General features: G+C 63.3%; 1 protein-coding gene (only partly in view). It reads left to right on the top strand.

Annotated elements, in window-relative coordinates:
- A protein-coding gene (locus tag AC1P02_RS00690; RefSeq protein ID WP_485183596.1) for a VCBS domain-containing protein crosses the window boundary here: on the top strand, positions 1 to 24,307 show its 3' portion. The gene continues 4,199 nt to the left of window position 1, outside the view; the window shows 24,307 of its 28,506 coding nt (coding positions 4,200-28,506); its start codon lies beyond the left edge, outside the window; its stop codon occupies positions 24,305 to 24,307.

The following is a 24,307-nucleotide window of genomic DNA, read 5'->3' as shown; positions in this document are numbered from 1 at the left end:
CGACGTGCAGTACCTGGGCAAGGGCGAAACCAAGGTCGAGACCTTCGTGGTCAAGAGCCTGGACGGCACCGAGCACACGGTCACCATCACCATCACCGGCGTCAACGATGGCGCCGTGATCAGCGGCAATGACACCGGCGCCGTGCTGGAAGATGAAAGCACCCCGACCCTGACCGAGACTGGCAGCCTGACCGTGACCGACGTGGACGGCGCCGACGAGGCCAAGTTCGTGGCCGGCAACGGCACCCCGAGTGCCGATGCACTGGGCAGCCTGACCATCACCGAAGGCGGTGCCTGGACGTACAACGTGGCCAACGGCGACGTGCAGTACCTGGGCAAGGGCGAAACCAAGGTCGAGACCTTCGTGGTCAAGAGCCTGGACGGCACCGAGCACACCGTCACCATCACCATCACCGGTGTGAACGATGGCGCCGTGATCAGCGGCAACGACACCGGCGGTGTCACTGAAGATGAAAGCACCCCGACCCTGACCGAGACTGGCACTCTGACCGTGACCGACGTGGACGGGGCTGACGAGGCCAAGTTCGTGGCGGGTGCTGGCACCCCGAGTGCCGATGCCTTGGGCAGCCTGACCATCACCGAAGGCGGTGCCTGGACTTACAACGTGGCCAACGGCGACGTGCAGTACCTGGGCAAGGGTGAAACCAAGGTCGAGACCTTTGTGGTCAAGAGCCTGGACGGCACCGAGCACACCGTGACCATCACCATCACCGGCGTGAACGATGGCGCGGTGATCAGCGGTGCTGACACTGGCGCGGTGACCGAAGATGCCAGCCCGGATGTGCTGACTGACAGCGGCGTGCTGACCGTGACCGACGTGGACGGCGCCGACGAGGCCAAGTTCGTGGCCGGTGCAGGCACCCCGAGTGCCGATGCCCTGGGCAGCCTGACCATCACCGAAGGCGGTGCCTGGACTTACAACGTGGCCAACGGCGACGTGCAGTACCTGGGCAAGGGTGAAACCAAGGTCGAGACCTTCGTGGTCAAGAGCCTGGATGGCACCGAGCACACCGTCACCATCACCATCACCGGTGTGAACGATGGCGCCGTGATCAGCGGCAACGACACCGGCGGTGTCACTGAAGATGAAAGCACCCCGACCCTGACCGAGACCGGCAGCCTGACCGTGACCGACGTGGACGGCGCCGACGAAGCCAAGTTCGTGGCGGGTGCAGGCACCCCGAGTGCCGATGCACTGGGCAGCCTGACCATCACCGAAGGCGGTGCCTGGACGTACAACGTGGCCAACGGCGACGTGCAGTACCTGGGCAAGGGTGAAACCAAGGTCGAGACCTTCGTGGTCAAGAGCCTGGACGGCACCGAGCACACGGTCACCATCACCATCACCGGCGTCAACGATGGCGCGGTGATCAGTGGCAACGACACCGGCGGCGTCACTGAAGACGAAAGCACCCCGACCCTGACCGAGACCGGCAGCCTGACCGTGACCGACGTGGACGGCGCCGACGAGGCCCAGTTTATTGCCGGCAACGGCGTGGCCAGCAATGGCGCACTGGGCAGCCTGACCATCACCGAAGGCGGTGCCTGGACGTACAACGTGGCCAACGGCGACGTGCAGTACCTGGGCAAGGGTGAAACCAAGGTCGAGACCTTCGTGGTCAAGAGCCTGGACGGCACCGAGCACACCGTCACCATCACCATCACCGGCGTCAACGATGGCGCCGTGATCAGCGGCAACGACACCGGCGGTGTCACTGAAGATGAAAGCACCCCGACCCTGACCGAGACCGGCAGCCTGACCGTGACCGACGTGGACGGCGCCGACGAAGCCAAGTTCGTGGCGGGTGCAGGCACCCCGAGTGCCGATGCACTGGGCAGCCTGACCATCACCGAAGGTGGTGAGTGGACTTACAACGTGGCCAACGGCGACGTGCAGTACCTGGGCAAGGGCGAAACCAAGGTCGAGACCTTCGTGGTCAAGAGCCTGGACGGCACCGAGCACACCGTCACCATCACCATCACCGGCGTCAACGATGGCGCCGTGATCAGCGGCAACGACACCGGCGGTGTCACTGAAGATGAAAGCACCCCGACCCTGACCGAGACCGGCAGCCTGACCGTGACCGACGTGGACGGCGCCGACGAAGCCAAGTTCGTGGCGGGTGCAGGCACCCCGAGTGCCGATGCACTGGGCAGCCTGACCATCACCGAAGGCGGTGCCTGGACTTACAACGTGGCCAACGGCGACGTGCAGTACCTGGGCAAGGGTGAAACCAAGGTCGAGACCTTTGTGGTCAAGAGCCTGGATGGCACCGAGCACACCGTCACCATCACCATCACCGGCGTCAACGATGGTGCCGAGATCAGCGGTGCTGACACTGGCGCGGTGACCGAAGATGCTAGCCCGGATGTGCTGACTGACAGCGGCGTGCTGACCGTGACCGACGTGGACGGGGCCGACGAGGCCAAGTTCGTGGCGGGTGCTGGCACCCCGAGTGCCGATGCACTGGGCAGCCTGACCATCACCGAAGGCGGTGCCTGGACTTACAACGTGGCCAACGGCGACGTGCAGTACCTGGGCAAGGGTGAAACCAAGGTCGAGACCTTCGTGGTCAAGAGCCTGGATGGCACCGAGCACACCGTCACCATCACCATCACCGGCGTCAACGATGGCGCGGTGATCAGCGGTGCTGACACTGGCGCGGTGACCGAAGATGCCAGCCCGGATGTGCTGACTGACAGCGGCGTGCTGAGCGTGACCGACGTGGACGGGGCTGACGAGGCCAAGTTCGTGGCCGGCAACGGTACCCCGAGCGCCGATGCCCTGGGCAGCCTGACCATCACCGAAGGCGGTGCCTGGACGTATAACGTGGCCAACGGCGACGTGCAGTACCTGGGCAAGGGCGAAACCAAGGTCGAGACCTTCGTGGTCAAGAGCCTGGATGGCACCGAGCACACCGTCACCATCACCATCACCGGCGTCAACGATGGCGCCGTGATCAGCGGCAATGACACCGGCGGCGTCACTGAAGATGAAAGCACCCCGACCCTGACCGAGACCGGCAGCCTGACCGTGACCGACGTGGACGGCGCCGACGAAGCCAAGTTCGTGGCCGGCAACGGTACCCCGAGCGCCGATGCCCTGGGCAGCCTGACCATCACCGAAGGCGGTGCCTGGACGTATAACGTGGCCAACGGCGACGTGCAGTACCTGGGCAAGGGCGAAACCAAGGTCGAGACCTTCGTGGTCAAGAGCCTGGATGGCACCGAGCACACCGTCACCATCACCATCACCGGCGTCAACGATGGCGCCGTGATCAGCGGCAATGACACCGGCGGCGTCACTGAAGATGAAAGCACCCCGACCCTGACCGAGACCGGCAGCCTGACCGTGACCGACGTGGACGGCGCCGACGAAGCCAAGTTCGTGGCCGGCAACGGTACCCCGAGCGCCGATGCCCTGGGCAGCCTGACCATCACCGAAGGCGGTGCCTGGACGTATAACGTGGCCAACGGCGACGTGCAGTACCTGGGCAAGGGCGAAACCAAGGTCGAGACCTTCGTGGTCAAGAGCCTGGATGGCACCGAGCACACCGTCACCATCACCATCACCGGCGTCAACGATGGCGCCGTGATCAGCGGCAATGACACCGGCGCCGTGCTGGAAGATGAAAGCACCCCGACCCTGACCGAGACCGGCAGCCTGACCGTGACCGACGTGGACGGCGCCGACGAAGCCAAGTTCGTGGCCGGCAACGGCGTCGCCAGCAATGGCGCACTGGGCAGCCTGACCATCACCGAAGGCGGTGCCTGGACTTACAACGTGGCCAACGGCGACGTGCAGTATCTGGGCAAGGGTGAAACCAAGGTCGAGACCTTCGTGGTCAAGAGCCTGGACGGCACCGAGCACACCGTCACCATCACCATCACCGGCGTCAACGATGGCGCGGTGATCAGTGGCAACGACACCGGCGGCGTCACTGAAGACGAAAGCACCCCGACCCTGACCGAGACCGGCAGCCTGACCGTGACCGACGTGGACGGCGCCGACGAGGCCCAGTTTATTGCCGGCAACGGCGTGGCCAGCAATGGCGCACTGGGCAGCCTGACCATCACCGAAGGCGGTGCCTGGACGTACAACGTGGCCAACGGCGACGTGCAGTACCTGGGCAAGGGTGAAACCAAGGTCGAGACCTTCGTGGTCAAGAGCCTGGACGGCACCGAGCACACCGTCACCATCACCATCACCGGCGTCAACGATGGCGCCGTGATCAGCGGCAACGACAAGGGCGGCGTCACTGAAGATGAAAGCACCCCGACGCTGACCGAGACGGGCACTCTGACCGTGACCGACGTGGACGGGGCTGACGAAGCCAAGTTCGTGGCTGGCAACGGTACCCCGAGTGCCGATGCACTGGGCAGCCTGACCATCACCGAAGGCGGTGCCTGGACTTACAACGTGGCCAACGGCGACGTGCAGTACCTGGGCAAGGGCGAAACCAAGGTCGAGACCTTCGTGGTCAAGAGCCTGGATGGCACCGAGCACACCGTCACCATCACCATCACCGGCGTGAACGATGCGGCCGTGATCAGCGGCAACGACACCGGTGCCGTGCTGGAAGACGAAAGCACCCCGACCCTGACCGAGACTGGCACTCTGACCGTGACCGACGTGGACGGGGCTGACGAGGCCAAGTTCGTGGCGGGTGCTGGCACCCCGAGTGCCGATGCCTTGGGCAGCCTGACCATCACCGAAGGCGGTGCCTGGACTTACAACGTGGCCAACGGCGACGTGCAGTACCTGGGCAAGGGTGAAACCAAGGTCGAGACCTTTGTGGTCAAGAGCCTGGATGGCACCGAGCACACCGTGACCATCACCATCACCGGCGTGAACGATGGCGCGGTGATCAGCGGTGCTGACACTGGCGCGGTGACCGAAGATGCCAGCCCGGATGTGCTGACTGACAGCGGCGTGCTGACCGTGACCGACGTGGACGGCGCCGACGAGGCCAAGTTCGTGGCCGGTGCAGGCACCCCGAGTGCCGATGCCCTGGGCAGCCTGACCATCACCGAAGGCGGTGCCTGGACTTACAACGTGGCCAACGGCGACGTGCAGTACCTGGGCAAGGGCGAAACCAAGGTCGAGACCTTCGTGGTCAAGAGCCTGGACGGCACCGAGCACACCGTCACCATCACCATCACCGGCGTCAACGATGGCGCCGTGATCAGCGGCAATGACACCGGAGCCGTGCTGGAAGATGAAAGCACTCCGACCCTGACCGAGACCGGCAGCCTGACCGTGACCGACGTGGACGGGGCTGACGAAGCCAAGTTCGTGGCGGGTGCAGGCACCCCGAGTGCCGATGCCCTGGGCAGCCTGACCATCACCGAAGGTGGTGAGTGGACTTACAACGTGGCCAACGGCGACGTGCAGTACCTGGGCAAGGGCGAAACCAAGGTCGAGACCTTCGTGGTCAAGAGCTTGGACGGCACCGAGCACACCGTCACCATCACCATCACCGGCGTCAACGATGGCGCCGAGATCTCCGGTGCTGACACTGGCGCGGTGACCGAAGATGCCAGCCCGGATGTGCTGACTGACAGCGGCGTGCTGACCGTGACCGACGTGGACGGCGCCGACGAGGCCAAGTTTATTGCCGGCAACGGCGTGGCCAGCAATGGCGCCCTGGGCAGCCTGACCATCACCGAAGGTGGTGCCTGGACGTACAACGTGGCCAACGGCGACGTGCAGTACCTGGGCAAGGGTGAAACCAAGGTCGAGACCTTCGTGGTCAAGAGCCTGGACGGCACCGAGCACACCGTCACCATCACCATCACCGGCGTCAACGATGGCGCCGAGATCTCCGGTGCTGACACTGGCGCGGTGACCGAAGATGCCAGCCCGGATGTGCTGACTGACAGCGGCGTGCTGACCGTGACCGACGTGGACGGCGCCGACGAGGCCAAGTTCGTGGCGGGTGCTGGCACCCCGAGTGCCGATGCCTTGGGCAGCCTGACCATCACCGAAGGCGGTGCCTGGACTTACAACGTGGCCAACGGCGACGTGCAGTACCTGGGCAAGGGCGAAACCAAGGTCGAGACCTTCGTGGTCAAGAGCCTGGACGGCACCGAGCACACCGTCACCATCACCATCACCGGTGTGAACGATGGCGCCGTGATCAGCGGCAACGACACCGGCGGTGTCACTGAAGATGAAAGCACCCCGACCCTGACCGAGACCGGCAGCCTGACCGTGACCGACGTGGACGGCGCCGACGAAGCCAAGTTCGTGGCGGGTGCAGGCACCCCGAGTGCCGATGCACTGGGCAGCCTGACCATCACCGAAGGCGGTGCCTGGACGTACAACGTGGCCAACGGCGACGTGCAGTACCTGGGCAAGGGTGAAACCAAGGTCGAGACCTTCGTGGTCAAGAGCCTGGACGGCACCGAGCACACGGTCACCATCACCATCACCGGCGTCAACGATGGCGCGGTGATCAGTGGCAACGACACCGGCGGCGTCACTGAAGACGAAAGCACCCCGACCCTGACCGAGACCGGCAGCCTGACCGTGACCGACGTGGACGGCGCCGACGAGGCCCAGTTTATTGCCGGCAACGGCGTGGCCAGCAATGGCGCACTGGGCAGCCTGACCATCACCGAAGGCGGTGCCTGGACGTACAACGTGGCCAACGGCGACGTGCAGTACCTGGGCAAGGGTGAAACCAAGGTCGAGACCTTCGTGGTCAAGAGCCTGGACGGCACCGAGCACACCGTCACCATCACCATCACCGGCGTCAACGATGGCGCCGTGATCAGCGGCAACGACAAGGGCGGCGTCACTGAAGATGAAAGCACCCCGACGCTGACCGAGACGGGCACTCTGACCGTGACCGACGTGGACGGGGCTGACGAAGCCAAGTTCGTGGCTGGCAACGGTACCCCGAGTGCCGATGCACTGGGCAGCCTGACCATCACCGAAGGCGGTGCCTGGACTTACAACGTGGCCAACGGCGACGTGCAGTACCTGGGCAAGGGCGAAACCAAGGTCGAGACCTTCGTGGTCAAGAGCCTGGATGGCACCGAGCACACCGTCACCATCACCATCACCGGCGTGAACGATGCGGCCGTGATCAGCGGCAACGACACCGGCGGTGTCACTGAAGATGAAAGCACCCCGACCCTGACCGAGACCGGCAGCCTGACCGTGACCGACGTGGACGGCGCCGACGAAGCCAAGTTCGTGGCGGGTGCAGGCACCCCGAGTGCCGATGCACTGGGCAGCCTGACCATCACCGAAGGCGGTGCCTGGACTTACAACGTGGCCAACGGCGACGTGCAGTACCTGGGCAAGGGTGAAACCAAGGTCGAGACCTTTGTGGTCAAGAGCCTGGATGGCACCGAGCACACCGTCACCATCACCATCACCGGCGTCAACGATGGTGCCGAGATCAGCGGTGCTGACACTGGCGCGGTGACCGAAGATGCTAGCCCGGATGTGCTGACTGACAGCGGCGTGCTGACCGTGACCGACGTGGACGGGGCCGACGAGGCCAAGTTCGTGGCGGGTGCTGGCACCCCGAGTGCCGATGCACTGGGCAGCCTGACCATCACCGAAGGCGGTGCCTGGACTTACAACGTGGCCAACGGCGACGTGCAGTACCTGGGCAAGGGTGAAACCAAGGTCGAGACCTTCGTGGTCAAGAGCCTGGATGGCACCGAGCACACCGTCACCATCACCATCACCGGCGTCAACGATGGCGCGGTGATCAGCGGTGCTGACACTGGCGCGGTGACCGAAGATGCCAGCCCGGATGTGCTGACTGACAGCGGCGTGCTGAGCGTGACCGACGTGGACGGGGCTGACGAGGCCAAGTTCGTGGCCGGCAACGGTACCCCGAGCGCCGATGCCCTGGGCAGCCTGACCATCACCGAAGGCGGTGCCTGGACGTATAACGTGGCCAACGGCGACGTGCAGTACCTGGGCAAGGGCGAAACCAAGGTCGAGACCTTCGTGGTCAAGAGCCTGGATGGCACCGAGCACACCGTCACCATCACCATCACCGGCGTCAACGATGGCGCCGTGATCAGCGGCAACGACACCGGCGGTGTCACTGAAGATGAAAGCACCCCGACCCTGACCGAGACCGGCAGCCTGACCGTGACCGACGTGGACGGCGCCGACGAAGCCAAGTTCGTGGCGGGTGCAGGCACCCCGAGTGCCGATGCACTGGGCAGCCTGACCATCACCGAAGGCGGTGCCTGGACGTACAACGTGGCCAACGGCGACGTGCAGTACCTGGGCAAGGGTGAAACCAAGGTCGAGACCTTCGTGGTCAAGAGCCTGGACGGCACCGAGCACACGGTCACCATCACCATCACCGGCGTCAACGATGGCGCGGTGATCAGTGGCAACGACACCGGCGGCGTCACTGAAGACGAAAGCACCCCGACCCTGACCGAGACCGGCAGCCTGACCGTGACCGACGTGGACGGCGCCGACGAGGCCCAGTTTATTGCCGGCAACGGCGTGGCCAGCAATGGCGCACTGGGCAGCCTGACCATCACCGAAGGCGGTGCCTGGACGTACAACGTGGCCAACGGCGACGTGCAGTACCTGGGCAAGGGTGAAACCAAGGTCGAGACCTTCGTGGTCAAGAGCCTGGACGGCACCGAGCACACCGTCACCATCACCATCACCGGCGTCAACGATGGCGCCGAGATCAGCGGCAATGACACCGGAGCCGTGCTGGAAGATGAAACCACCCCGACCCTGACCGAGACCGGCGTGCTGACCGTGACCGACGTGGACGGCGCCGACGAGGCCAAGTTCGTGGCGGGTGCTGGCACCCCGAGTGCCGATGCCTTGGGCAGCCTGACCATCACCGAAGGCGGTGCCTGGACTTACAACGTGGCCAACGGCGACGTGCAGTACCTGGGCAAGGGTGAAACCAAGGTCGAGACCTTCGTGGTCAAGAGCCTGGACGGCACCGAGCACACCGTCACCATCACCATCACCGGCGTCAACGATGGCGCCGTGATCAGCGGCAACGACACCGGCGGTGTCACTGAAGATGAAAGCACCCCGACCCTGACCGAGACCGGCAGCCTGACCGTGACCGACGTGGACGGCGCCGACGAAGCCAAGTTCGTGGCGGGTGCAGGCACCCCGAGTGCCGATGCACTGGGCAGCCTGACCATCACCGAAGGCGGTGCCTGGACTTACAACGTGGCCAACGGCGACGTGCAGTACCTGGGCAAGGGTGAAACCAAGGTCGAGACCTTCGTGGTCAAGAGCCTGGACGGCACCGAGCACACCGTCACCATCACCATCACCGGCGTCAACGATGGCGCCGAGATCTCCGGTGCTGACACTGGCGCGGTGACCGAAGATGCCAGCCCGGATGTGCTGACTGACAGCGGCGTGCTGACCGTGACCGACGTGGACGGGGCTGACGAAGCCAAGTTCGTGGCCGGTGCTGGCACCCCGAGTGCCGATGCCCTGGGCAGCCTGACCATCACCGAAGGTGGTGCCTGGACGTACAACGTGGCCAACGGCGACGTGCAGTACCTGGGCAAGGGCGAAACCAAGGTCGAGACCTTCGTGGTCAAGAGCCTGGACGGCACCGAGCACACGGTCACCATCACCATCACCGGCGTCAACGATGGCGCCGTGATCAGCGGCAATGACACCGGCGGTGTCACTGAAGATGAAAGCACCCCGACCCTGACCGAGACTGGCACTCTGACCGTGACCGACGTGGACGGGGCTGACGAGGCCAAGTTCGTGGCGGGTGCTGGCACCCCGAGTGCCGATGCCTTGGGCAGCCTGACCATCACCGAAGGCGGTGCCTGGACTTACAACGTGGCCAACGGCGACGTGCAGTACCTGGGCAAGGGTGAAACCAAGGTCGAGACCTTTGTGGTCAAGAGCCTGGACGGCACCGAGCACACCGTGACCATCACCATCACCGGCGTGAACGATGGCGCGGTGATCAGCGGTGCTGACACTGGCGCGGTGACCGAAGATGCCAGCCCGGATGTGCTGACTGACAGCGGCGTGCTGACCGTGACCGACGTGGACGGCGCCGACGAGGCCAAGTTCGTGGCCGGTGCAGGCACCCCGAGTGCCGATGCCCTGGGCAGCCTGACCATCACCGAAGGCGGTGCCTGGACTTACAACGTGGCCAACGGCGACGTGCAGTACCTGGGCAAGGGTGAAACCAAGGTCGAGACCTTCGTGGTCAAGAGCCTGGACGGCACCGAGCACACCGTCACCATCACCATCACCGGCGTCAACGATGGCGCCGAGATCAGCGGCAATGACACCGGAGCCGTGCTGGAAGATGAAACCACCCCGACCCTGACCGAGACCGGCGTGCTGACCGTGACCGACGTGGACGGGGCTGACGAAGCCAAGTTCGTGGCCGGTGCTGGCACCCCGAGTGCCGATGCCCTGGGCAGCCTGACCATCACCGAAGGTGGTGCCTGGACGTACAACGTGGCCAACGGCGACGTGCAGTACCTGGGCAAGGGCGAAACCAAGGTCGAGACCTTCGTGGTCAAGAGCCTGGACGGCACCGAGCACACGGTCACCATCACCATCACCGGCGTCAACGATGGCGCCGTGATCAGCGGCAATGACACCGGCGCCGTGCTGGAAGATGAAAGCACCCCGACCCTGACCGAGACTGGCAGCCTGACCGTGACCGACGTGGACGGCGCCGACGAGGCCAAGTTCGTGGCCGGCAACGGCACCCCGAGTGCCGATGCACTGGGCAGCCTGACCATCACCGAAGGCGGTGCCTGGACGTACAACGTGGCCAACGGCGACGTGCAGTACCTGGGCAAGGGCGAAACCAAGGTCGAGACCTTCGTGGTCAAGAGCCTGGACGGCACCGAGCACACCGTCACCATCACCATCACCGGTGTGAACGATGGCGCCGTGATCAGCGGCAACGACACCGGCGGTGTCACTGAAGATGAAAGCACCCCGACCCTGACCGAGACTGGCACTCTGACCGTGACCGACGTGGACGGGGCTGACGAGGCCAAGTTCGTGGCGGGTGCTGGCACCCCGAGTGCCGATGCCTTGGGCAGCCTGACCATCACCGAAGGCGGTGCCTGGACTTACAACGTGGCCAACGGCGACGTGCAGTACCTGGGCAAGGGTGAAACCAAGGTCGAGACCTTTGTGGTCAAGAGCCTGGACGGCACCGAGCACACCGTGACCATCACCATCACCGGCGTGAACGATGGCGCGGTGATCAGCGGTGCTGACACTGGCGCGGTGACCGAAGATGCCAGCCCGGATGTGCTGACTGACAGCGGCGTGCTGACCGTGACCGACGTGGACGGCGCCGACGAGGCCAAGTTCGTGGCCGGTGCAGGCACCCCGAGTGCCGATGCCCTGGGCAGCCTGACCATCACCGAAGGCGGTGCCTGGACTTACAACGTGGCCAACGGCGACGTGCAGTACCTGGGCAAGGGTGAAACCAAGGTCGAGACCTTCGTGGTCAAGAGCCTGGATGGCACCGAGCACACCGTCACCATCACCATCACCGGTGTGAACGATGGCGCCGTGATCAGCGGCAACGACACCGGCGGTGTCACTGAAGATGAAAGCACCCCGACCCTGACCGAGACCGGCAGCCTGACCGTGACCGACGTGGACGGCGCCGACGAAGCCAAGTTCGTGGCGGGTGCAGGCACCCCGAGTGCCGATGCACTGGGCAGCCTGACCATCACCGAAGGCGGTGCCTGGACGTACAACGTGGCCAACGGCGACGTGCAGTACCTGGGCAAGGGTGAAACCAAGGTCGAGACCTTCGTGGTCAAGAGCCTGGACGGCACCGAGCACACGGTCACCATCACCATCACCGGCGTCAACGATGGCGCGGTGATCAGTGGCAACGACACCGGCGGCGTCACTGAAGACGAAAGCACCCCGACCCTGACCGAGACCGGCAGCCTGACCGTGACCGACGTGGACGGCGCCGACGAGGCCCAGTTTATTGCCGGCAACGGCGTGGCCAGCAATGGCGCACTGGGCAGCCTGACCATCACCGAAGGCGGTGCCTGGACGTACAACGTGGCCAACGGCGACGTGCAGTACCTGGGCAAGGGTGAAACCAAGGTCGAGACCTTCGTGGTCAAGAGCCTGGACGGCACCGAGCACACCGTCACCATCACCATCACCGGCGTCAACGATGGCGCCGTGATCAGCGGCAACGACACCGGCGGTGTCACTGAAGATGAAAGCACCCCGACCCTGACCGAGACCGGCAGCCTGACCGTGACCGACGTGGACGGCGCCGACGAAGCCAAGTTCGTGGCGGGTGCAGGCACCCCGAGTGCCGATGCACTGGGCAGCCTGACCATCACCGAAGGTGGTGAGTGGACTTACAACGTGGCCAACGGCGACGTGCAGTACCTGGGCAAGGGCGAAACCAAGGTCGAGACCTTCGTGGTCAAGAGCCTGGACGGCACCGAGCACACCGTCACCATCACCATCACCGGCGTCAACGATGGCGCCGTGATCAGCGGCAACGACACCGGCGGTGTCACTGAAGATGAAAGCACCCCGACCCTGACCGAGACCGGCAGCCTGACCGTGACCGACGTGGACGGCGCCGACGAAGCCAAGTTCGTGGCGGGTGCAGGCACCCCGAGTGCCGATGCACTGGGCAGCCTGACCATCACCGAAGGCGGTGCCTGGACTTACAACGTGGCCAACGGCGACGTGCAGTACCTGGGCAAGGGTGAAACCAAGGTCGAGACCTTTGTGGTCAAGAGCCTGGATGGCACCGAGCACACCGTCACCATCACCATCACCGGCGTCAACGATGGTGCCGAGATCAGCGGTGCTGACACTGGCGCGGTGACCGAAGATGCTAGCCCGGATGTGCTGACTGACAGCGGCGTGCTGACCGTGACCGACGTGGACGGGGCCGACGAGGCCAAGTTCGTGGCGGGTGCTGGCACCCCGAGTGCCGATGCACTGGGCAGCCTGACCATCACCGAAGGCGGTGCCTGGACTTACAACGTGGCCAACGGCGACGTGCAGTACCTGGGCAAGGGTGAAACCAAGGTCGAGACCTTCGTGGTCAAGAGCCTGGATGGCACCGAGCACACCGTCACCATCACCATCACCGGCGTCAACGATGGCGCGGTGATCAGCGGTGCTGACACTGGCGCGGTGACCGAAGATGCCAGCCCGGATGTGCTGACTGACAGCGGCGTGCTGAGCGTGACCGACGTGGACGGGGCTGACGAGGCCAAGTTCGTGGCCGGCAACGGTACCCCGAGCGCCGATGCCCTGGGCAGCCTGACCATCACCGAAGGCGGTGCCTGGACGTATAACGTGGCCAACGGCGACGTGCAGTACCTGGGCAAGGGCGAAACCAAGGTCGAGACCTTCGTGGTCAAGAGCCTGGATGGCACCGAGCACACCGTCACCATCACCATCACCGGCGTCAACGATGGCGCCGTGATCAGCGGCAATGACACCGGAGCCGTGCTGGAAGATGAAAGCACTCCGACCCTGACCGAGACCGGCAGCCTGACCGTGACCGACGTGGACGGGGCTGACGAAGCCAAGTTCGTGGCGGGTGCAGGCACCCCGAGTGCCGATGCCCTGGGCAGCCTGACCATCACCGAAGGTGGTGAGTGGACTTACAACGTGGCCAACGGCGACGTGCAGTACCTGGGCAAGGGCGAAACCAAGGTCGAGACCTTCGTGGTCAAGAGCTTGGACGGCACCGAGCACACCGTCACCATCACCATCACCGGCGTCAACGATGGCGCCGAGATCTCCGGTGCTGACACTGGCGCGGTGACCGAAGATGCCAGCCCGGATGTGCTGACTGACAGCGGCGTGCTGACCGTGACCGACGTGGACGGCGCCGACGAGGCCAAGTTTATTGCCGGCAACGGCGTGGCCAGCAATGGCGCCCTGGGCAGCCTGACCATCACCGAAGGTGGTGCCTGGACGTACAACGTGGCCAACGGCGACGTGCAGTACCTGGGCAAGGGTGAAACCAAGGTCGAGACCTTCGTGGTCAAGAGCCTGGACGGCACCGAGCACACCGTCACCATCACCATCACCGGCGTCAACGATGGCGCCGAGATCTCCGGTGCTGACACTGGCGCGGTGACCGAAGATGCCAGCCCGGATGTGCTGACTGACAGCGGCGTGCTGACCGTGACCGACGTGGACGGCGCCGACGAGGCCAAGTTCGTGGCGGGTGCTGGCACCCCGAGTGCCGATGCCTTGGGCAGCCTGACCATCACCGAAGGCGGTGCCTGGACTTACAACGTGGCCAACGGCGACGTGCAGTACCTGGGCAAGGGCGAAACCAAGGTCGAGACCTTCGTGGTCAAGAGCCTGGACGGCACCGAGCACACCGTCACCATCACCATCACCGGTGTGAACGATGGCGCCGTGATCAGCGGCAACGACACCGGCGGTGTCACTGAAGATGAAAGCACCCCGACCCTGACCGAGACCGGCAGCCTGACCGTGACCGACGTGGACGGCGCCGACGAAGCCAAGTTCGTGGCGGGTGCAGGCACCCCGAGTGCCGATGCACTGGGCAGCCTGACCATCACCGAAGGCGGTGCCTGGACGTACAACGTGGCCAACGGCGACGTGCAGTACCTGGGCAAGGGTGAAACCAAGGTCGAGACCTTCGTGGTCAAGAGCCTGGACGGCACCGAGCACACGGTCACCATCACCATCACCGGCGTCAACGATGGCGCGGTGATCAGTGGCAACGACACCGGCGGCGTCACTGAAGACGAAAGCACCCCGACCCTGACCGAGACCGGCAGCCTGACCGTGACCGACGTGGACGGCGCCGACGAGGCCCAGTTTATTGCCGGCAACGGCGTGGCCAGCAATGGCGCACTGGGCAGCCTGACCATCACCGAAGGCGGTGCCTGGACGTACAACGTGGCCAACGGCGACGTGCAGTACCTGGGCAAGGGTGAAACCAAGGTCGAGACCTTCGTGGTCAAGAGCCTGGACGGCACCGAGCACACCGTCACCATCACCATCACCGGCGTCAACGATGGCGCCGTGATCAGCGGCAACGACAAGGGCGGCGTCACTGAAGATGAAAGCACCCCGACGCTGACCGAGACGGGCACTCTGACCGTGACCGACGTGGACGGGGCTGACGAAGCCAAGTTCGTGGCTGGCAACGGTACCCCGAGTGCCGATGCACTGGGCAGCCTGACCATCACCGAAGGCGGTGCCTGGACTTACAACGTGGCCAACGGCGACGTGCAGTACCTGGGCAAGGGCGAAACCAAGGTCGAGACCTTCGTGGTCAAGAGCCTGGATGGCACCGAGCACACCGTCACCATCACCATCACCGGCGTGAACGATGCGGCCGTGATCAGCGGCAACGACACCGGCGGTGTCACTGAAGATGAAAGCACCCCGACCCTGACCGAGACCGGCAGCCTGACCGTGACCGACGTGGACGGCGCCGACGAAGCCAAGTTCGTGGCGGGTGCAGGCACCCCGAGTGCCGATGCACTGGGCAGCCTGACCATCACCGAAGGCGGTGCCTGGACTTACAACGTGGCCAACGGCGACGTGCAGTACCTGGGCAAGGGTGAAACCAAGGTCGAGACCTTTGTGGTCAAGAGCCTGGATGGCACCGAGCACACCGTCACCATCACCATCACCGGCGTCAACGATGGTGCCGAGATCAGCGGTGCTGACACTGGCGCGGTGACCGAAGATGCTAGCCCGGATGTGCTGACTGACAGCGGCGTGCTGACCGTGACCGACGTGGACGGGGCCGACGAGGCCAAGTTCGTGGCGGGTGCTGGCACCCCGAGTGCCGATGCACTGGGCAGCCTGACCATCACCGAAGGCGGTGCCTGGACTTACAACGTGGCCAACGGCGACGTGCAGTACCTGGGCAAGGGTGAAACCAAGGTCGAGACCTTCGTGGTCAAGAGCCTGGATGGCACCGAGCACACCGTCACCATCACCATCACCGGCGTCAACGATGGCGCGGTGATCAGCGGTGCTGACACTGGCGCGGTGACCGAAGATGCCAGCCCGGATGTGCTGACTGACAGCGGCGTGCTGAGCGTGACCGACGTGGACGGGGCTGACGAGGCCAAGTTCGTGGCCGGCAACGGTACCCCGAGCGCCGATGCCCTGGGCAGCCTGACCATCACCGAAGGCGGTGCCTGGACGTATAACGTGGCCAACGGCGACGTGCAGTACCTGGGCAAGGGCGAAACCAAGGTCGAGACCTTCGTGGTCAAGAGCCTGGATGGCACCGAGCACACCGTCACCATCACCATCACCGGCGTCAACGATGGCGCCGTGATCAGCGGCAACGACACCGGCGGTGTCACTGAAGATGAAAGCACCCCGACCCTGACCGAGACCGGCAGCCTGACCGTGACCGACGTGGACGGCGCCGACGAAGCCAAGTTCGTGGCGGGTGCAGGCACCCCGAGTGCCGATGCACTGGGCAGCCTGACCATCACCGAAGGCGGTGCCTGGACGTACAACGTGGCCAACGGCGACGTGCAGTACCTGGGCAAGGGTGAAACCAAGGTCGAGACCTTCGTGGTCAAGAGCCTGGACGGCACCGAGCACACGGTCACCATCACCATCACCGGCGTCAACGATGGCGCGGTGATCAGTGGCAACGACACCGGCGGCGTCACTGAAGACGAAAGCACCCCGACCCTGACCGAGACCGGCAGCCTGACCGTGACCGACGTGGACGGCGCCGACGAGGCCCAGTTTATTGCCGGCAACGGCGTGGCCAGCAATGGCGCACTGGGCAGCCTGACCATCACCGAAGGCGGTGCCTGGACGTACAACGTGGCCAACGGCGACGTGCAGTACCTGGGCAAGGGTGAAACCAAGGTCGAGACCTTCGTGGTCAAGAGCCTGGACGGCACCGAGCACACCGTCACCATCACCATCACCGGCGTCAACGATGGCGCCGAGATCAGCGGCAATGACACCGGAGCCGTGCTGGAAGATGAAACCACCCCGACCCTGACCGAGACCGGCGTGCTGACCGTGACCGACGTGGACGGCGCCGACGAGGCCAAGTTCGTGGCGGGTGCTGGCACCCCGAGTGCCGATGCCTTGGGCAGCCTGACCATCACCGAAGGCGGTGCCTGGACTTACAACGTGGCCAACGGCGACGTGCAGTACCTGGGCAAGGGTGAAACCAAGGTCGAGACCTTCGTGGTCAAGAGCCTGGACGGCACCGAGCACACCGTCACCATCACCATCACCGGCGTCAACGATGGCGCCGTGATCAGCGGCAACGACACCGGCGGTGTCACTGAAGATGAAAGCACCCCGACCCTGACCGAGACCGGCAGCCTGACCGTGACCGACGTGGACGGCGCCGACGAAGCCAAGTTCGTGGCGGGTGCAGGCACCCCGAGTGCCGATGCACTGGGCAGCCTGACCATCACCGAAGGCGGTGCCTGGACTTACAACGTGGCCAACGGCGACGTGCAGTACCTGGGCAAGGGTGAAACCAAGGTCGAGACCTTTGTGGTCAAGAGCCTGGATGGCACCGAGCACACCGTCACCATCACCATCACCGGCGTCAACGATGGTGCCGAGATCAGCGGTGCTGACACTGGCGCGGTGACCGAAGATGCCAGCCCGGATGTGCTGACTGACAGCGGCGTGCTGACCGTGACCGACGTGGACGGCGCCGACGAGGCCAAGTTCGTGGCCGGCAACGGCGTGGCCAGCAATGGCGCCCTGGGCAGCCTGACCATCGATGCGGCTGGCAAGTGGAGCTATGAGGTCGCCAACGACAAGGTGCAGTACTTGGGCCAGGGTGAGACCAAGGTCGAGACCTTCGTGGTTGAGAGCCTGGATGGCACCAGCCACACAGTGACCATCACCATCACCGGCGTCAATGACGGTGCCGTGGTGGCGGGCGATGACCGGGGTGCAGTGACCGAAGATCTGAACGTGGTGAGTGGCAAGCTGACCGACACTGGCGTGCTGACCGTGAGCGATGCAGATCAGGGTCAGGCCAAGTTTGTGGTCGGGGCGGGCGTGGCCAGCAATGGTGCGCTGGGCAACCTGTCCATCGCCGAAAACGGCACCTGGAGCTACAACGTCGACAACAGCAAGGTGCAGTACCTGGGCCTGGGTGAGACCCGTGTCGAGAACTTCACCGTGCAGTCGGTGGATGGCACCACGCACACAGTGACCATCACCATCACCGGCGTCAATGACGGTGCCGTGGTGGCGGGCGATGACCGGGGTGCGGTGACCGAAGATCTGAACGTGGTGAGTGGCAAGCTGACCGACACTGGCGTGCTGACCGTGAGCGATGCAGATCAGGGTCAGGCCAAGTTTGTGGTCGGGGCGGGCGTGGCCAGCAATGGTGCGCTGGGCAACCTGTCCATCGCCGAAAACGGCACCTGGAGCTACAACGTCGACAACAGCAAGGTGCAGTACCTGGGCCTGGGTGAGACCCGTGTCGAGAACTTCACCGTGCAGTCGGTGGATGGCACCACGCACACAGTGACCATCACCATCACCGGCGTCAATGACGGTGCCGTGGTGGCGGGCGATGACCGGGGTGCGGTGACCGAAGATCTGAACGTGGTGAGTGGCAAGCTGACCGACACTGGCGTGCTGACCGTGAGCGATGCGGATCAGGGTCAGGCCAAGTTTGTGGTCGGGGCGGGCGTGGCCAGTGCGGGCGCCTTGGGCAACCTGTCCATCGCCGAAAACGGCACCTGGAGCTACAACGTCGACAACAGCAAGGTGCAGTACCTGGGCCTGGGTGAAACCCGTGTCGAGAACTTCACCGTGCAGTCGGTGGACGGCACCACGCACACCGTGACCATCACCATCACCGGCGTCAATGACGGTGCCGTGGTGGCGGGTGATGACCGGGGGGCGGTGACCGAAGATCTGAACGTGGTAAGCGGCAAGCTGACCGACACTGGCGTGCTGACCGTGAGCGATGCAGATCAGGGTCAGGCCAAGTTTGTGGTCGGGGCGGGCGTGGCCAGCAATGGTGCGCTGGGCAACCTGTCCATCGCCGAAAACGGCACCTGGAGCTACAACGTCGACAACAGCAAGGTGCAGTACCTGGGCCTGGGTGAGACCCGTGTCGAGAACTTCACCGTGCAGTCGGTGGATGGCACCACGCACACAGTGACCATCACCATCACCGGCGTCAATGACGGTGCCGTGGTGGCGGGCGATGACCGGGGTGCGGTGACCGAAGATCTGAACGTGGTGAGTGGCAAGCTGACCGACACTGGCGTGCTGACCGTGAGCGATGCAGATCAGGGTCAGGCCAAGTTTGTGGTCGGGGCGGGCGTGGCCAGCAATGGTGCGCTGGGCAACCTGTCCATCGCCGAAAACGGCACCTGGAGCTACAACGTCGACAACAGCAAGGTGCAGTACCTGGGCCTGGGTGAGACCCGTGTCGAGAACTTCACCGTGCAGTCGGTGGATGGCACCACGCACACAGTGACAGTGGTGATCAACGGCACCAATGACTTGCCAACCCTGTCTATCTCCAATGGCGCAACTGTTTCCGAAGAGGGCTTGCCCAACGGGATCATCGACACCAACGGCAACCCGGATACCACGGATGCCAAGAGCATGTCCGGTACCATTTCAGTGGGTGATGTGGACAGCAGCAGCGTGGCTGTTTCACTGGGTGGACCGGCAGGCCTGACCTCCGGTGGGTCCGCAGTCCAGTGGAGCTGGGATGCCGGCAGCAAGACGCTGGTTGGTTATACCGGCACTCTGGGAAGCGACGGCTACAAGGCGGTGGTCGAGGTCAAACTGACCGCACCGAACGCCAGCGGCAAAGGTGATTGGGCCTATGATCTGACCCTCAAGGCGCCGCTTGACCACCCGGTCAAGGGCCAGGAGGATTCCCTGTCGTTCCAGTTGGATGTCAAGGTCTCCGATGGCAAGAGCACAACCACTGGCAAACTGGATGTCACCGTTGAGGATGACGCGCCAGTCGCGGGTGATGCTGCTGCCGTCTCCGTTACCAAGACAAATATTCCAGATGTGTTGACCGGGGTATTTGATCTGACCAAGGTCAGTGGCAACAAGGCCCTGGTGGATTTGGCTGGCTTTACCATTACTGCCAAGGGGTTCACCTCTGCAACCAACTCAACTCTGATTGATGCCAGTGTCAATGGTTCCAATGCAGGGCTGGGGGTGTCCAGCGTGGCCGGGCCGTACCACAACATTGCCAACGAGATAGACTTCCGTCACTTCGCAAACGGAACCTCTGCCTCCGAGCAGTTGATTGTGAAGCTTGATCCGGGCACGGTTGCCTATGGTGCCAACATCAAGTTCAGCCAGATGTTCGGTGGTGAGCTGGAAAGTGGCGTGGTCGAGTTCTACCGTGCTGGCGTGCTGATCGGTACCCAGACCTTCAGCTCCAATGCGACCAGTGGCGATTACGCCGAGAACTTCCAGGTACAGCAAGGCGGCTTCGACACCATGGTGATCAAGGCTACCAATAACGGCAACACCAATACCTCGGACAACAGCGACCTGACGGTGAAGAGCATAGAGTTCATCGGCTCCTCTACCGCCCAGGCTATCGCTTACGGCTCAGGCACGGTAACACCGCAGTGGGGGGCTGATGGCAAGGGCCATATGCAGCTGCTCGGCTCCAACGAAACCGGCCTGACCACGGCAACCGGCAAGCTGATCACCACCTCCATGGAATCGGCCAATACCTTGATAGGTAAAGCCAGCGATGGCTCCCTGGTGTTCCGTCTGGAATTTACCCCGGCCACCGGCAAGTGGGAGTTCTTCCAGTACCAGAACATGTCCAGACCGCTTGGCGACGGTGATATCGACTTCCAGATCAAGGTAGTGGATGGGGATGGTGATTCCAGCCTGGGATCCTTTGCAACCAAACCACTGGTGACGCCAGTCGTACAATCTGTCTCGAGCGGCAACGCGGAGGAAGGCGGCAATCTCTCTCATACGGTGACCCTGTCTGACCAGACCCATGAGGCGACCCAGTATGACTTCGCTATTCAGGGCAGCGGTGCCAATCCGGCATCCAGCTCTGATTGGGGAATTGCACAATTCAGCAATGGGGTGACCTACAACAGCGCCACAGGCAAGCTCACTGTGCCGGCCGGGGTATCCGGCTTTACCGTGACGCTGCCGACCGTGAACGATCGACTGGTTGAAACTACCGAGACGCTGACGGTGACAGTGGGCGGTCAGAACGGCACGGGCACCATCATCGACAACGACCGCGCGCCTGTGACCACGGGGGGGCACGGTGTCGGGACGGAAGATACGCCACTGGTACTGAAGTGGTCCCAGTTTGGTGCCAGCGATGATCAGGCTGCGTCTGATCTGGGCGTCGTGATCGGCACATTGCCGCAAAATGGCACGCTGGAGTATCTCAATGCTGCGGGTCAGTGGATTGCCGTCAAGGTTGGTGACCTCGTCTCTTACGGTGACATCAATACTGGCCATCTGCGCTTTGTGCCAGGACTCAACGAGTCCAGCACCAGTGCCGCCAATGGCAACGGCACGTCCATGGGCAACCAGCAAGGGGACTACGCCAGCTTCGGCTACCAGATCAGCGACGGTGCCAACCTGAGCAACTCAGGCAAGCTGGTGATCGACATTGCTGCCGTGGCTGACAAGCCGGTGGTGGATATCAGCCTGACCGGCAATGGCGTACCGCTTTATACCCAGTACCCGTCGTCCGGCATTTCGACCGGCGCGTTCCAGAGCGGCAACTTCAACAAGGGCAGCTTCGGGATCACCAACAGCCTGACCGATAGCACTAACAGTCAGGACTCTGTGGTGGGCGGTAATGGCAACGACTACATCGTCAGCGTGAAGGGCGGCGGCGACTATTTCGTCGGCGGTCTGGGCAATGACGTACTGGTCGGTGGCAACTCTGTCTCGGGCGATACCCTCGACGGCGGCGTGGGTAACGACATTCTGGTTGCCGGACTGGGTGGTGACACCCTGTATGGTGGCGCAGGTACAGACCTTGCCGTGCTGATGGGGTCGCGCGCCAACTATGTCATCGAGCGCAGAAGTGATGGCGGCTTCAACTTCCTGGTGAAGGAGAACGGCACCACCATCAGCAAGTCGCTCTATGACATTGAACTGGTTCAGTTTGATGACGGCATCTACCAGTTCAATCAGACTGACGGAACCTTGACGGCGGTACAGCCCAGTGTGGTGGACTACCCCCTCGAGATCAGTGCCTCCCTTACCGATAGGGATGGCAGTGAACAGCTCGACAGCCTGGAGCTGAGCGGCATGCCGAGTGGTGCGACCCTGTATCAGGGCGGCACAGTGCTGGGAACCGCAGGTGCCGATGGCAAGCTGACCCTCAGTGGTCTCTGGAACCAGGGCGCGCTGGACGTCAAGCTGACCGGTCTGACCCTGCGGGTGCCGGGCAGCAATGCGGGTCAGTTCGACCTCAAGGTGGAGGCCATCGCCAAGGAGGTGGTGACCGACCAGACCAGTAGCGCATCGGATCAGGATTCGATCCGCATGAGCTACTTCCTCTCCACCGAAGGGGAGCCGGGCGACCAGAACCGTACCTACGGCAGCGAGCACAATATAGTGGTGGGCGATCTCGACGGCAGCGTGGTATTGCCGGGCCAGAACTATAACCTTGCCTTTATGGTCGACAGCTCTGGCAGTATCGGTACAACGGCCATGAATACCATCAAAGCCCAATTGGCACAGGTCTTTGACAGCCTCAAGACCAGCGCTGGCACCGATGGAGCCGGCAAGGTGAATGTCTTCCTGGTGGACTTCGATACCCTGGCCAACAAGTCGGTCAGCGTGAACCTCAAAGACAGCAATGCCCTTAGCCAGTTGCAGGCGATTCTCGACAGCATGGATGGCAGCTCGAACAGCGGCGGCGGCACCAACTACGAAGACGTGTTCAAGACCACGGCCAACTGGTTCAACGGTTCGACCGCTCAGGGCAACACCAATGCCCAGAACCTGACCTACTTCATCACTGATGGTAAGCCGACTTACTATCTGGGCAGTGAAGGTAGCAACCCACTGATTGATGACTATCCGAACGATTCTCGTGATGTCTATCTCAATCAGCTGTTGCAGAACGGCTATGTGCCTGGTCAGGTTTACAAGAGCAGCGGATATACCATTATCGATGCTCAGGGTGCGGTTTATAAAGTTGATACAAAGGGGGATTCCTCCAAGATTGGCTACATGCGTCCTGATGGTCTGGGTGGTTATACCTATTCCACCTTGGCAGGTAACGGACAGGACTCCACGTCTACAACCATCAGTAATGCGGTGGCAGGTTTTGCCTTGCTGACCGGCATGGGCGTGAAGGTGGAGGCGATCGGCCTGGGATCCAACATCTCCTACAACGATCTCAAGTCCTATGACTCTGACGGTGTGATCATGACGGGCGTCAATGCCAACGATCTGGCCGGCGCCATTCTGGGAACCTCCATCAACAACAAGCCGGGCAGTGACCGGATTGATGGCGGTGCCGGCGACGATATTCTGTTCGGCGATGCGGTTCACTTTGCCGGTATCAACGGGGAAGGCTACGCGGCCGTCAAGCAGTATGTAGCCGGTAAGTTGAGTGCAGGTTCGGTGACGGATGCCCAGGTCCATGACTACATCAGCAGTCATGCCAGCGAGTTCGATCAATCCTCAGCCAACGACAAGGGCGATGTGCTGATCGGCGGAGAAGGCAACGACATACTGTTCGGTCAGGGTGGTGACGACTTCCTGTTCGGTGGTGCCGGCAACGACATCCTGTTCGGCGGGAGTGGCAACGATACCCTGTATGGCGAGAGCGGCAACGACACCCTGTACGGCGGTAGCGGCAACGATACCCTGTATGGCGGTGCCGGCAACGACACCCTGAGCGGCGGTCTGGGCAATGACATTCTGGTCGGTGGCCTGGGCAACGATATCCTCAAGGGGGATGCCGGGGCCGATACCTTTACCTGGCTGCAGGGCGACACCACTGGCGGCACCATTGCCAAGGATTATGTGGTCGACTTCTCCAGGGCTGAAGGTGACAAGCTGGATCTGAGCGATCTGCTGGATCACGATGGTTCTCACAACCAGAACGATCTGAAGGGCTTGCTCTCTGTGTTCCAGGACAGCGAAGGGGTTCACTTGCAGGTCAAGGAGAGCAGTTCGGCGTCAGTGACTCAGGAGATAGTGCTGATGAACCACACGTTCGACAGCCTCACCGGCAGCGCGGCGTCCACCTCTTCCCAGGTGATCGACTACATGCTGAGCAACAACATGCTGGATATCGACAAGTAA

The organism is Aeromonas sp. TS_SC_11 (assembly GCF_057318915.1).
The sequence above is the reverse complement of the archived record's forward strand: the minus strand, read 5'-3'. Positions and strand labels throughout refer to the sequence as shown.